Source organism: Clostridium boliviensis (genome assembly GCF_033342255.1).
Lineage (GTDB): Bacteria > Bacillota > Clostridia > Lachnospirales > Lachnospiraceae > Lacrimispora > Lacrimispora boliviensis.
The window spans coordinates 256,885-270,235 of record NZ_JAWONS010000240.1 but is presented as its reverse complement, the minus strand read 5'-3'; the positions used below and the strand labels follow the sequence as shown (position 1 = coordinate 270,235).

Genomic DNA, 13,351 nt, shown 5'->3' with positions numbered 1-13,351 from the left:
TATATAGACATAAATAATATTATAGATGAAAAATCCAAGGTCAGAGGAAAGGTGGTCAATCGTGGGATCGAAACGTTTGTACCGTTCAAGGAAGAACAAGGTTTTATGTGGAGTTTGCGGAGGAATTGGTGAGTATCTGGTTGTGGATCCGGTTATGATAAGGCTGATATGGATTCTGCTCATGGTTTTTCAGACATGGAGGCATCTGTTTCACGTGTTTACAGGAGCTTCCTTAATCGGTGGAAGCATTGCCATTTATATACTTGCAGCAGTGATCATACCCAAAAATCCTGACGAAGAAAGAGATTAAAGGATTATGCAGACAGGAAAGATAGGAGTGGACGTATGGTTTTTAACACAGGAGCAGCATTATTGGACGCCATTGTCCTGGCAGTTGTAACAAAAGACCAGGAAGGAACTTACGGCTACAAGATCACCCAGGATGTAAGAAATGTTATTGAGATTTCAGAGTCAACGCTTTATCCTGTGCTTCGCAGACTTCAGAAGGAAGAATGTCTGGAAGTATATGATCTTGCATACGATGGAAGAAACCGCAGGTATTATCGGATTACGGAAAAAGGGCGGATACAGTTAAATCTCTATAAGAGCGAATGGGCGGGCTATTCGCAGAAGATATCCCGTATTTTTGAGGAGGCACATATATGAGCAGGGATGAGTTTATGAGAGAGCTGGAATATCTGCTGGCGGATATTCCTGATGAAGAAAAAGAAGATGCGATTGAATATTACAGGGATTATCTGGAAGAGGCGGGAACAGATAATGAAGAATCAGTGATCCGGGAATTTGGGAGTCCGGAGCGTATTGCAGCCATGATCCGGGCGGACATTAACGGTCATTTAAAGGATGGTGGCGAATTTACAGAGAGCGGTTTTCAAGATGAGCGTTTCAGAGATCCCAATTATCAGATGGCAAAGCGCTACGATCTTCCTGATGTCACCAGACAGCCGTCAGAGGACAGCAGTTTTGAACAACCCAGTCAGGAAGAAGACAGAAGAAAACGAAGGAAAGACAGACGCCCTGTCAAGATTGTATTGTGGATTATACTGATTATTTCAGCATCCCCTATGCTTTTGGGCATAGGCGGAGGGATTCTCGGTATTCTGGCAGGTATTATAGGGGCGCTGTTTGGGGCAGTAGTGGCCTTGGGAGCAGTTACGTTCGCATTCCTTGCAGCCGGATTTGCCCTGGCTGTTGCTGGATTTACTGCCATGATTCTGCACCCGTTAGACGGAATACTGCTATTGGGGCTGGGAATACTTATCCTTGGTCTTGGCATCTTTTTTCTGGCAGTGTGCGGTTTGTTCTACGGAAAGTTTCTTCCGTATCTATTTCGAAGCATTATCGATATATGTAACAGATTCCTGCATGGAAGGAGGGCCCGGACATGAACAAATTTGTGAAGAGATGTCTGATTACAGGGATAATCCTGATGGTGGCAGGCGGAGCCATGGCTGTTACCGCTGTATCTTATGGAGCCAGCATCGGGGATATTGCCCCCCATGAAGCGTTTTTTTGGAAGAATATGCTTCATGATTTCTCATTTAATGATATGGATTATAAATATGAGTCAGGGCAGACGGACGATTACTTTTGGTCAGATTTAGAGGAACCTGCAGAAAAGGGCAGTCAGATTTATAGTACTGGTACCGCGGACAGTCTGGATGCACAGATCAGAGCCGGCAGGTTCATAATAAAAGAAGATCCGTCTGTGAATGAAATAACCATATACAGCAATAAACAGAAGAACAGCTGGCATATAGAAGAAGACAAAGGAAAACTGAAGCTGAAAACCGGCGGCGGACTTTTGGAAGATGACCGGGATCTTGTTATGACGGTCTGTGTACCAAAAGATTATCAGTTTTCGGATGTACATCTGGAAGTTTCCAGAAAAAAAGGTTTTGGCAAGAGAGAAGGAACTTCTCCCGCTGCAATCTGCCGTTCGCTGACTGCAGATGATATGAGTCTGGAAGCAAATGTTGGAGCAATATCTGTAAGTCAGGGCAATGCCAATGATTTAAGTATTGAATGCAATGTGGGTGCTGTGCAATATACCGGAGTCACAGATGGAGATATTAATGGAGAATGCAGAGTGGGTGCAGTAAAGCTTTTGCTTTCAGGAAAAAAGGAAGATTATAATTACAAGTTCCAGTCAAGCCTTGGGGCTATAAAAATTGCAGATAATCAAATTGGCTCGATTGTAAGTGGAGATAAATGGGATTATTCCGCAGATAAAGACATGAGTCTGGATTGCAGTACAGGTGCTATTGAAGTAAATTTCTATTAATTATATCAGCTTGGTGAAAACAAGAGAGGAGTTTTAACATGGAGAAAAAATTATACCGTTCTGATACGGACAAAATGCTGTGCGGCGTATGCGGGGGAATCGCAGAATATTTTGATGTAGACCCGACAATTATACGTCTTATATGGGCAATCCTTGGCTGCACCGGTTCTGGAATTTTGGCTTATATCATAGCAGCAGTGATCATACCAAGGAGATAACAGGGTGAAAAGAAAGAAGTGGTATTTTGCTTCTTTCTTTTTGTTTTGATTATATGGAGTTTATTTCCACTTCAAACGGGTATACTCTCTTTAGATTCATGAAAGGAGAACGACAGTATGCCAAAAGGAAAGAAAAATGAACCCTTCGATCCAAGTAACTTAAAACCGGAGGAGATACTTAAATTTGAAATAGCAACAGAGCTTGGTCTTGATGAGAAAGTGATAAAAGGCGGCTGGCGCTGTTTAAGTGCAAAGGAAAGCGGCCGGATCGGCGGTCTGATCACCAAAAGAAAACGGGAAATGAAAAATGATGCATTGGAGAAAAAAGAGGAAGTATAGGTGAAAAGCAGGAATTTTCTTGCACCCTGGTCAAAAATCTTTTATAATATTCCTCAAAGAGGAAGCAAATGATGGAAAAAAAAGAATTACGATGCGGATTTACCACTGGCACCTGTGCGGCGGTTGCTGCTAAAGCAGCAGCAGCAATGCTGCTTTTGGAAAGCCGGTTACAACATATGAAACTAATGACGCCAAAAGGGACGGAAGCCGATCTGCCCCTTTTTCATGTTGTCATGGGACCGGACAAGGTATCATGCGCAGTTGAAAAAGATGCAGGTGATGACCCGGATGTTACCCACAAGGCTCTGATCTTTGCATCTGTGGAATATTTTAATGGTGACGAATCTTTAGCCGGAAGTTCATTTGTAAAGGAAACGTCCGGGGAATCTGGAGCGCTTGTTTTAACAGCGTTAGAAGGAGTCGGCCGGGTGACCAAACCCGGCCTTTCCTGCCCGGTTGGATATCCGGCTATTAATCCGGTGCCCAGGAGAATGATTTTTGATGAAGTGGATGAGATAAGAAGAACTGCCGGCTATAAAGGCTCCCTGTTAATCTCCATCTGGATTCCAAAGGGGAGGGAGCTTGCAGAAAAAACGTTTAATTCCAGGCTCGGAATTGTAGACGGTCTGTCGATTCTGGGTACGACTGGAATTGTAAAGCCCATGAGCGAGGAGGCCCTGACTGCCACCATTCGGCTTGAACTTCATATGAAAGCGGTGGCAGGGCAAAAAAAGGTCATTCTAACGCCAGGCAATTACGGAGAGTTATTTTTAAAGGAAAAGTTAAACCTCCCCCCAGGGGAAGGGGTTACCATCAGCAATTTTATCCGAAAATCCTGTATAATGGTGAAGGAGGAAGGATTTGAGCAGGTCCTTTTTGTCGGGCATATTGGAAAACTCATAAAGGTTGCGGGAGGCGTGGAAAATACCCATTCCAGGTATGGTGACCGGCGTATGGAGGTACTCTGGGATTGTGCCCGTGATTATCTGGACAGTAAAGAAAAGGAGACCATTCTTCAGTCCAATACCATGGAAACAGCTGCCGGAATATTAAAAGAGCTGGGAGTCTTAAAACCGGTGATGTCCGAGGTGGTAAAACGGATAAAGGCATACATGACTGATTGGACAGGCGGGATATTGGTGGAAGTGATAACATTTTCAAACACCCTGGGACTTCTTTCCATGACACCTGAAGTGCCGGAGATGATAAAACAATATTTAACGTCAGATACATAGAATAAACAACAGATAAATGAACTTATACAGGAGGATAACAAATGGCTGGAATCATGTATGGCATTGGGGTGGGTCCGGGAGATCCGGAGCTGATGACTTTAAAGGCAGTCCGCAGAATCCGGGAAGTGGATGTCATTGCCATCCCTCACACCGATAAAAGTATTTGTACTGCATATCAGATTGCAAAAGCGGCAGTTCCGGAAATAGAGGAAAAGGAGTGCCTGTATCTGCCTATGCCAATGACAAAAGATAAGAAGGTGCTTGAGGAGAGCCATGAATTGGCTGCGAAAGCAGTGATGGAACGGCTGGACAGAGAGGAAAATGTAGGATTTATTACACTTGGCGATGTTGCCATTTATTCCACCTGCAGCTATCTTTTAGACAGGCTTTGGAAGGAAGGCTACGCAACCCGGCTGGATAGCGGGGTTCCCTCATTTTGCGCCGCTGCTGCCAGACTTGGTATTCCTCTGGTTACCGGAGCACAGGAACTTCACATTATTCCGGCCTCTTATCAGATCAAAGATGCGCTGAAGCTTTCCGGTGTAAAGGTTCTTATGAAAGCAGGGAGACAGATGAAGGCAGTTAAGGAAGAGTTAAGGATCAGCGGTCTTGATGCTGTTATGGTGGAGAACTGCGGCATGTCAGAGGAACGGGTCTATCATTCTCTTTCAGAGATTCCAGACGAAACAGGTTATTATTCATTGATTATAGTGAGGTAGCGATGGTACATATAGTTGGAGCAGGTCCGGGATCACCGGATTTAATAACAGTTAGAGGAAAAGAGCTTTTAGAAAATGCGGATGTAATTATCTATGCAGGTTCTCTGGTAAATCCGGCTCTTTTGGATTACAAAAAGACAGATTGTGCTGTTTATGACAGCGCAAAGATGACACTGGAAGAGGTCATAGAAGTGATGGTACAGGCAGAGTCAAGAGGAGACATGACGGTCCGTCTTCATACCGGTGACCCCTGTATATACGGAGCAATCAGAGAGCAGATGGATGAGCTTTTAAACAGGGGGATTGCCTATGAAGTCTGCCCGGGAGTCAGTTCGTTTTGCGGGGCTGCATCTGCTCTTAAGATGGAATATACCCTTCCGGATGTAACGCAGAGCGTTATAATTACCAGAATGGCGGGACGTACTCCGGTACCGGAACGTGAATCCATAGCTTCTTTTGCAGTCCATGGAGCGACTATGGTGATTTTTTTAAGTACAGGGATGCTAAAAGAACTGTCGGAAGAACTTGTCCGGGGCGGATATTCACCGAAGACGCCGGCAGCAATCTGCTATAAGGCAACCTGGCCGGAAGAAAAGACGGTGGTTTGTACGGTAGAGACCCTGCAGGAATGTGCCGAAAGGGAACAGATACGAAAAACGGCACTGATTCTGGTAGGAGATGCTGTGTCTCAAAGCGATTACAGACGCTCCCTTCTTTATGATCCTTCCTTCACCACAGAGTATCGGAAAGGAACCGGGGAGATGGTATGAAGCTTGCTGTCATATGCTTTACCCAGGCAGGAGCCCGTACTGCGTGCAGGCTGATGGAAGGCCTGTTAAAAGATGGAGATCTTATAGAAGGTTTTGGAAACGGGCAGGGATTACTTCCTGTCACAACGTCTTTGGGAGCGTGGACAAAGAAACAGTTTCTGGAAAAAGACGGAATCGTGTTTATCGGAGCTATGGGTATTGCAGTCCGATCCATTGCACCGTATTTAAAAGGGAAAGCAGTGGACCCTGCAGTGGTGGTGCTGGACGACGAAGGAAGATTTAGTATTTCTGTGCTTTCCGGGCATCTGGGAGGAGCTAATGAACTGGCTGAACGTGCTGCTGCTGTTACCGGAGGTCAGGCAGTGATTACTACAGCTACCGATGTACATGGAAAATTTGCAGCTGATTTATTTGCCAAAAGGCTGGGGCTTGCAATTACAGACCTAAAGAAGGTAAAAATGGTGTCTGCTGCTGTTTTGAGAGAAGAAACGGTTGGCTTTTACAGCGACTTCCCAATCGAGGGGGCGCTGCCGGAGGAATTATGCCTTAAGGCAGAGGCAGATACCGGTCTCTTTATTACAATAAAAGATATGCCGGAGAAGGGGAAAACAAATCATTTGCTCAGGCTTATCCCTAAAATTCTGATTCTGGGAATCGGATGCAGGAAAGGAACATCTGTCACAGTCATTCGCGATGGGGTATCACGAGTTTTAAAAGAACATCATTTATCCCCCCTTGCTATTGCAGGGTGTGCAAGCATTGATCTAAAGAAAGAGGAAGAAGGGATCTGCGTATTTGCTGCAGAGACAGGGGTCCCTTTCTATACATATCCGGCAGAAATCCTTGCTGGAACAGAGGGACAATTTACTCCTTCCCCATTTGTAAAGCAGATCACAGGTGTGGACAATGTGTGTGAACGGGCGGCGCTTTGCTGTGTAAAGGAACTGGGGGGCGGAAAACTGATTGTCAGAAAAGAAGCGGCAGCCGGCGTAACAGTTGCGGCAGCCGTCAGGGATTGGAAGGTAAAGTTATGAAAACAACAGGTAAATTGTATGTGGTAGGAATCGGTCCGGGTTCGTATGAGGATATGACTGTCCGGGCAGTCAATGCAATAAAAGATAGTGAGATAATTGTTGGATATACCGTGTATGTGGATCTTTTACGGGAACATTTCCCGGAGAAAGAGATGCTTACCACCCCCATGCGCCAGGAGCAGGAACGGTGTCAGATGGCTATTTCAGAAGCGAAGAAAGGAAAACGGGTTGCCATGGTATGCAGCGGAGATTCTGGTGTATATGGCATGGGCGGACTCGTTCTTCAGCTGGCAGAAGATGCACAGGATTTAGCCATCGAAATGATTCCTGGTGTCACAGCAGCACTCAGCGGAGGCGCAGTACTTGGTGCACCTCTCGGGCATGATTTTGCTGTAATAAGCTTAAGTGATCTCCTGACGCCTATGGAACTGATAGAAGACAGGCTGAGAAATTCTGCCCTTTGCGATATGGTCATCTGTCTTTACAATCCATCCAGTAAAAAACGGGCGGACTATCTGAGACATGCCTGTGAAATCGTGCTGCAGTACCAGAAACCGGAGACGGTCTGCGGGCTTGTAAGAAACATCGGAAGAGACGGAGAAAAGATGGAGGTTTTATCTCTTTCCCGGTTAAAAGATACCAGCGTGGATATGTTTACTACCGTTTACATAGGAAATTCCAATACAAGAGAGATAAACGGACGAATGGTCACACCAAGAGGATATAAAAATGTGTAAAATCTTGATTTTTGGAGGAACGACAGAAGGACGGCTTCTGGCTGAATTTTGTCATGAAAACCAGGTTGAGGCATGGGTCAGTGTTGCTACCGGATATGGGAAGATGCTGCTTTTGGAAAGCCAGTTTCTCCATATTCACCATACCCCCATGGATGCGAAAGAAATGGAAGTCTTTATGAGGGAAAAAGGAATTACTCTGGTAGTGGATGCCACGCACCCGTATGCTGCAGAAGTAAGCCGGAATATTCTTCATGCGTGCACTGCTGCAGGGACGAAACGTTTAAGGGTACTCAGGGAGTCATTAAAAGGCAGCAATGAGGGAGATCATGTGGTATGGGTGGATTCCATTAAGGAGGCCATCCGCTTTCTAAATCAGAATACCGGCAATGTGCTGGCGACCACAGGAAGCAAGGAGCTTGAATGCTATACAACCATGGAAGGCTGGGAAGAACGGGTATATGCCAGAGTTCTTCCGACAGTTTCGGTACTGACTGCCTGTGAGAAGATGGGATTTAAGGGAAATAAAATCATTGGAATGCAGGGACCGTTTTCCCAGGAGATTAACAGGGCGATGATCCGGCAGTATGATATCCGTTTTCTTGTTACAAAGGAAGCCGGTCACGCGGGAGGCTTTTTAGAAAAACTTCAGGCTGCTGCTGCTTGTGAAATAACATCTGTTGTAATTGGCCGCCCTTTAAACGAAGAAGGGGTGAGCTTAGAAGAAGCAAAGAAATTGATAATAGGCAGGAAACCTGCAGAGACATCTTCTTGCAAAGGTGCAATTTATTTAATAGGAACCGGAATGGGCGGACCAGAGCAGATGACGGTAAAAGCCTTAAAAACTCTGCATAACTGCCAGGTGGTATTCGGGGCTGAACGAATTCTTCATGATATGGGGAATTTAAGCCCGGATGTATTAAAGCTGCCTTATTATTTAAGTAAAGATATCCTTCCATGGCTGAATGAACACGGAGATTATAAGAGGATTGCAGTTCTTTTCTCCGGAGATACGGGTTTTTACAGCGGTGCGGAAAAAATGGCTGCTGCTCTTTTAAAGGAGCCGTATAGCGAACTTTATGAAACGGAGATTCTTCCAGGTGTCTCTTCCGTATCCTATTTATGCGCCAGACTTAAGACCGGATGGGAGAATGTCCGGCTAATCAGCCTTCACGGCAGAGAGTGGGATCTTGTGGAAGAATTGAAAAATAATCAAAGAGTTTTCGCTCTGCTGGATAAACGGAATTCCGTAAGTGCGTTGTGCAGGCTTTTAGAGGAGAATGGGTATGAAAACGCCCGGCTGTCTGTTGGAGAGCGGTTATCCTATAAAGACGAGCGTATCACCAGAGGAACACTTAAAACGCTTAAGAATCAGACGTTTGATATCTTGTCTGCAGTATTGATTGAGAGGTAATAAATGAGAGATGAATTGTTTGTCCGAGGCGATGTTCCCATGACCAAAAGCGAAATCCGGACTGTTTGTGTATCAAAGCTGGAGCTGGAGACGGATTCCATTCTTTATGATATTGGAGCAGGAACCGGTTCGGTATCTGTTGAGGCATCCAGGTATTTAACCAATGGAAAAGTTTTTGCTGTGGAAAAAAAGCCAGAAGCCCAGGAACTGATTAAAGCCAATAAAAAGAAATTTTCTGCAGATTGTATCACTGTGATAAAAGGATCGGCCCCGGAAGCCTTATCTGGTCTTGAAACAGCCACTCACGTTTTCCTGGGAGGTACTTCCGGAAATCTGGAAGAAATTTTAGAACTGGTGTTAAGAAAGAATCCTGATGTCCGGGTTGTTGCTAATTTCATCGCCCTGGAATCTTTATCTGATATGCTTCTGTGGCTGAAAAAGCGTTCCATAGATGCAGAGATTGTTCAAATGCAGGTTTCAAGGGCAAAAGCAGCAGGCAGTTATCATATGATGCTGGGACAGAACCCGGTCTATATCATTTCCTTCGGAGGGAAAGGAGGAATATCTTATGAGTCAGGGGAATAAGCGGATCATGCTTGCTGCGCCAAAAAGCGGCAGCGGAAAAACCATGATTACCTGTGGACTTTTGCAGGCATTTTTATTAAGAGGTATTTCATGCCGCTCCTTTAAATGCGGACCGGATTATATTGATCCCATGTTTCATAAGGCTGTTCTTGGCATAGACGGAGGTAATCTGGATACATTTTTTCTGGATACAGAATCGGTGAGAGAACTTTTTATCAGGGAGTCGCACGATACAGAGATTTCAGTCATTGAGGGAGTTATGGGTTACTATGATGGAATGGGGGGAGACAGTACCTGGGCAAGTTCCTATGAAGTGGCGTGTGCAGTGGAAGCACCGGTGGTGCTTATCCTTGACTGCAGAGGCGCCAGTCTGTCTCTTGCCGCTGTTTTAAAAGGTTTTCTGGAGTACAGGAAAGACTGCCGTATCGAGGGAGTGATTTTAAACAGAATATCATCTGTCATGGCAGAGCGGTTAACTCCCCAGATAGAAGCCCTGGGAATCCGGGTCTACGGATATCTTCCCCAATGCGCTGAGGCGGATTTTTCCAGCCGCCATTTAGGACTGAAAATTCCCGGTGAAGTGGAAGGGCTGAAGGACAAATTAAAAAAACTGGCTTATAAAATGGAAGAGACAGTTGACATAGACGGACTTTTTGAATTATCAGAAACTGCCCCTTTACTTACTTTTGAATATGAAAGGAACGGGAAAGAAAAATTGACCGCTTCCAGCGAAAAAGTACGGGTTGGAATTGCCGTTGATGAAGCCTTCTGCTTTTATTATCAGGAAAACAGAAAGCTGTTAGAAGAGATGGGGGCAGAACTGATCCCGTTCAGTCCGCTCAGAGACAGTCATCTTCCGTATGGAATCTGTGGACTTATACTAGGCGGAGGATACCCGGAACTCTATTTAAAACAACTGTCTGAGAATCAGGATATGCTGGGGGAAATCAGGGACGCAGCCAAAAACCAAATCCCCATTCTGGCGGAATGCGGTGGTTTTCTCTACCTTCATGAGGAACTGGAATCAGAGGAACATGAAGTATGTCAAATGGCAGGTGTCATTCCGGGCCGGGCCTTTCCAACAGGGAAATTAAAGCGGTTCGGTTACATAGAAGCAGCTGCGAAAGAGGATATGCCGTTTCTCAAAAAGGGAGAGTCTGTCAGGGGACATGAATTTCATTACTGGGACAGTACAAATAACGGGACTCAGATGGAGGCGCGAAAGCCTGGGCGGAATGTGAAATGGGATTGTGTGCTGGCGGAGGATAATGTAATGGCAGGTTTTCCGCATTTTTATTACCCCTCAAATAGATGTCTTCCGGAAAAATTTTTAGAAGCATGCAGACAGGTTATGAAACAGAAAAGGAAAAACCTATGAAGGAATTTGAAATACTACAGGGAAATAAAGAGGATATAGAGCAGATTACAGAGCTTTATGATGCAGTGAATGATTATCTGGAAAGTCATATCAATTATCCGGGATGGATAAAAGGAATTTACCCTGTTAAAGAGAATGCACAAGAAGGTATCGAAGAGGGAACTCTTTATGTGCTCTGGGCGGCTGGCAAAGTGGCAGGTTCCGTGATTGTCAACCAGTTTCAGGAAAAAGGATATGAAACGGTAGCATGGAAGCAGGAAGCGAAACCAGAGGAAGTAGCAGTAATCCATACGTTTTTAGTGCATCCTGATTTCCTGGGCAGAGGATTTGGAAAAAACTTGCTGGAGTTTTCGGAAGAGAAAGCCAGGGAGCAGAAAAGTGCCGTAATCCGCCTTGATGTAAATGAAAAGAATACGCCTGCTATAAAGCTTTACAGGAAGCTTGGCTACTGTTTTGCAGGAAAGGCAGATTTAGGCTACGGTGAATATGGAATTCCATGGTTCGAACTTTATGAAAAGGATTTAACTGGAAAGGCATAGACAATGAATGAGGAACTTAAGGAATATCTGTCAGGAATACAGCTGCCTGATAAAACGGCAATGGATACGGCACGCCTGCGCTGGGCGCATGTAGCTAAGCCGTTAAACAGCCTGGGAGTTTTGGAAGAAGATATCATAAAAATTGCAGGAATCAGAGGGAGTTCTCTCGTGTCCTTACAAAAACGAGGGCTTCTGATTCTGTGTGCAGATAACGGAATCGTAGAGGAAGGAGTCACCCAGACCGGAATGGAAGTCACTGCAGTAGTTGCTGAAAATATGACAAGAGGCAACAGCAGTGTCTGTATTATGGCGAACCGGGCTGGTGTGGATGTGTTTCCGGTTGATATGGGAGTTGCAAGAGATCTGGTTTCCGGCACCCGCTATCCTCTGATCAACAGAAAAATCGCCTATGGGACAAAGAATTTCCGAAAATCAAAAGCTATGACAAGAGATGAGGCCGTTCAGGCAATCATAGCAGGAATTGAACTTATGGGTGAACTCTCAGAGAAGGGGTATGATTTAGCGGCAACCGGAGAGATGGGAATTGGAAATACAACAACCAGCAGTGCAGTTGCAGCACTTTTGTTAAAGCAGGACCCCGCAAGGCTGACAGGACGAGGCGCTGGGTTAAATGATGCAGGTCTGAAACAGAAGATGAAGGTAATTCAGGAGGCAGTTGCTGAATATGGTCCAAATTGCCAGGATGAAATTGATATTTTGTCAGCAGTGGGCGGTTTTGATCTGGCAGGTATGACGGGGGTATTCTTAGGGGGAGCCATTTACCGGATTCCTGTGCTGCTAGACGGCTTTATATCAGCTGTGGCAGCGCTTCTGGCAGAACGGATTTATCCGGGATGCAGGGATTTTATGATCGCCTCCCATGTTTCTGCAGAACCAGCAGGACATATTCTTCTTGAAGAGCTGGGACTGCCTCCTCTCATACAGGCTGGCATGTGTCTTGGTGAAGGAACGGGGGCGATTGCAGCAGTTCCGCTGCTTGATATGGCGGCGGATGTATACGGAACCATGAGTTCCTTTGAGGAAATTGAAATTGAGGCTTATAAGCCTGTCGGAGATCAGTCATGACTGCCCTCGTAATCGGTGGAAGCGGCAGCGGAAAATCTGAATATGCGGAAAACCTTGCAGTTTCTCTGGGAGGAGAGCGGCGGGTTTACATTGCCACTATGAAACCATGGGATAAGGAGTGCAGAAACAGAATTATAAAACACAGGAAAATGCGTGAGAAAAAACAGTTCGAGACTGTGGAATGCTACCGCAGTTTAAATAAACTGAAACTGGGAAACAGACCTTCGGTTGTTCTTTTGGAATGCATGTCCAATCTGGTTTCTAACGAAATGTTTGGTTTGTGGGAAGACGGGGATGTACCGGTGCTTGATAAAGAAAATGCTGCAGCCGAAATTATGGAAGGAATTTTAAACTTAGAGAGTCAGTGTGAACATCTGGTTATCGTAACGAATGAAGTGTTTTCTGATGGAGATCATTACAGCCCCCAAACCAATGAATACCGTCAGGTTTTGGGAAGCATCAATCAGCTTGCAGCCCAGAGGGCTCATATGGTGGTAGAAATAGTGGCAGGAATCCCCATCAAAGTAAAAGAAGGAACTAATTGAAAAAAATCCTCATGTATGTTATATTTATAACATAGTAGCATCCTGATACCAAAAACCAGTTTTGAGGTAGAAGGTTCGGCATTTGAGGAATTGTATGTTTGCCGCGCCTTTTTGGCGCGGCTTTCCTGTTTTCAAGAAAAAAGGGAAAGAGGGGAAGAAGCATGGAAACAAGAATTGCTGTGATCGGTATAGTAGTGGAAGAAGAAGATTCTGTGGAAATTCTAAACGATATTCTTCATGAATACCGGCATTTCATCATCGGACGTATGGGTATTCCATATCCCAAAAAGGGAGTTAGTGTCATCAGCATTGCGGTGGATGCTCCTCAAAGCACGATTTCCGCTCTGACTGGAAAGATCGGAAAGTTAAGCGGAATCAGTTCCAAAACAGCCTATCAGAATGTGAATGCTTAGCAGTACAATAACACTGACGGGGAAGCAGCAGCTGACC

18 protein-coding genes are annotated in these 13,351 nt (G+C 45.1%); all 18 read left to right on the top strand.

Annotated elements, in window-relative coordinates; all coding sequences use genetic code 11:
- Positions 1–61 precede the first annotated feature (61 nt).
- The 18 genes from RZO55_RS16055 to RZO55_RS15970 all read left to right on the top strand — a co-directional run bounded on the left by RZO55_RS16055 (position 62) and on the right by RZO55_RS15970 (position 13,314).
- Positions 62–310 (top strand): PspC domain-containing protein, encoded by a 249-nt coding sequence (locus RZO55_RS16055; RefSeq protein WP_318065256.1) that lies wholly within the window; start codon positions 62–64, stop codon positions 308–310.
- Between the two features lie 35 nt (positions 311–345).
- Positions 346–666 (top strand): PadR family transcriptional regulator, encoded by a 321-nt coding sequence (locus RZO55_RS16050; protein ID WP_097006232.1) that lies wholly within the window; start codon positions 346–348, stop codon positions 664–666.
- The gene (locus tag RZO55_RS16045) at positions 663–1,409 is read left to right on the top strand and encodes a DUF1700 domain-containing protein (protein WP_318065255.1); all 747 of its coding nucleotides are present in this window, start codon (positions 663–665) and stop codon (positions 1,407–1,409) included. The genes RZO55_RS16050 and RZO55_RS16045 overlap by 4 nt, the downstream gene beginning before the upstream one ends.
- Positions 1,406–2,305: a hypothetical protein gene (locus RZO55_RS16040; protein WP_318065254.1), complete on the top strand. Its 900-nt coding sequence runs from the start codon at positions 1,406–1,408 to the stop codon at positions 2,303–2,305. The genes RZO55_RS16045 and RZO55_RS16040 overlap by 4 nt, the downstream gene beginning before the upstream one ends.
- A gap of 38 nt (positions 2,306–2,343) precedes the next feature.
- Complete coding sequence (locus RZO55_RS16035; RefSeq protein WP_318065253.1) at positions 2,344–2,523, top strand: PspC domain-containing protein; 180 nt, start codon at positions 2,344–2,346, stop codon at positions 2,521–2,523.
- 117 nt (positions 2,524–2,640) lie between these two features.
- Positions 2,641–2,862: an alpha/beta-type small acid-soluble spore protein gene (locus tag RZO55_RS16030; protein ID WP_318065252.1), complete on the top strand. Its 222-nt coding sequence runs from the start codon at positions 2,641–2,643 to the stop codon at positions 2,860–2,862.
- Positions 2,863–2,930: 68 nt separating this feature from the next.
- Positions 2,931–4,097, top strand: coding sequence for a cobalt-precorrin-5B (C(1))-methyltransferase CbiD (cbiD, locus tag RZO55_RS16025; protein WP_318065251.1), 1,167 nt, complete (start codon positions 2,931–2,933; stop codon positions 4,095–4,097).
- A 41-nt stretch (positions 4,098–4,138) separates the two neighbouring features.
- Entirely contained in the window at positions 4,139–4,816 is a 678-nt protein-coding gene (gene cobI, locus RZO55_RS16020; RefSeq protein ID WP_318065250.1) for a precorrin-2 C(20)-methyltransferase, read from the top strand.
- A 2-nt stretch (positions 4,817–4,818) separates the two neighbouring features.
- Positions 4,819–5,586, top strand: a complete 768-nt coding sequence (gene cobM / locus RZO55_RS16015) for a precorrin-4 C(11)-methyltransferase (RefSeq protein ID WP_318065249.1) — start codon at positions 4,819–4,821, stop codon at positions 5,584–5,586.
- The gene (locus RZO55_RS16010; protein WP_318065248.1) at positions 5,583–6,620 is read left to right on the top strand and encodes a cobalt-precorrin 5A hydrolase; all 1,038 of its coding nucleotides are present in this window, start codon (positions 5,583–5,585) and stop codon (positions 6,618–6,620) included. The genes cobM and RZO55_RS16010 overlap by 4 nt, the downstream gene beginning before the upstream one ends.
- Complete coding sequence (gene cobJ, locus RZO55_RS16005) at positions 6,617–7,357, top strand: precorrin-3B C(17)-methyltransferase (protein ID WP_318065247.1); 741 nt, start codon at positions 6,617–6,619, stop codon at positions 7,355–7,357. The genes RZO55_RS16010 and cobJ overlap by 4 nt, the downstream gene beginning before the upstream one ends.
- On the top strand, positions 7,350–8,768 hold the full coding sequence (cobK, locus tag RZO55_RS16000) for a precorrin-6A reductase (RefSeq protein WP_318065246.1): 1,419 nt from the start codon (positions 7,350–7,352) through the stop codon (positions 8,766–8,768). The genes cobJ and cobK overlap by 8 nt, the downstream gene beginning before the upstream one ends.
- 3 nt (positions 8,769–8,771) lie before the next feature.
- Positions 8,772–9,353, top strand: coding sequence for a precorrin-6Y C5,15-methyltransferase (decarboxylating) subunit CbiT (gene cbiT / locus RZO55_RS15995; RefSeq protein WP_318065245.1), 582 nt, complete (start codon positions 8,772–8,774; stop codon positions 9,351–9,353).
- Positions 9,337–10,731 (top strand): cobyrinic acid a,c-diamide synthase CobB, encoded by a 1,395-nt coding sequence (locus RZO55_RS15990; protein ID WP_318065244.1) that lies wholly within the window; start codon positions 9,337–9,339, stop codon positions 10,729–10,731. The genes cbiT and RZO55_RS15990 overlap by 17 nt, the downstream gene beginning before the upstream one ends.
- Entirely contained in the window at positions 10,728–11,270 is a 543-nt protein-coding gene (locus RZO55_RS15985; protein ID WP_318065243.1) for a GNAT family N-acetyltransferase, read from the top strand. The genes RZO55_RS15990 and RZO55_RS15985 overlap by 4 nt, the downstream gene beginning before the upstream one ends.
- A 3-nt stretch (positions 11,271–11,273) precedes the next feature.
- Complete coding sequence (gene cobT, locus RZO55_RS15980) at positions 11,274–12,356, top strand: nicotinate-nucleotide--dimethylbenzimidazole phosphoribosyltransferase (protein ID WP_318065242.1); 1,083 nt, start codon at positions 11,274–11,276, stop codon at positions 12,354–12,356.
- Positions 12,353–12,901, top strand: a complete 549-nt coding sequence (locus RZO55_RS15975) for a bifunctional adenosylcobinamide kinase/adenosylcobinamide-phosphate guanylyltransferase (RefSeq protein WP_318065241.1) — start codon at positions 12,353–12,355, stop codon at positions 12,899–12,901. The genes cobT and RZO55_RS15975 overlap by 4 nt, the downstream gene beginning before the upstream one ends.
- A gap of 161 nt (positions 12,902–13,062) precedes the next feature.
- On the top strand, positions 13,063–13,314 hold the full coding sequence (locus RZO55_RS15970) for a TM1266 family iron-only hydrogenase system putative regulator (RefSeq protein WP_318065240.1): 252 nt from the start codon (positions 13,063–13,065) through the stop codon (positions 13,312–13,314).
- The last annotated feature ends 37 nt before the right edge of the window (positions 13,315–13,351 follow it).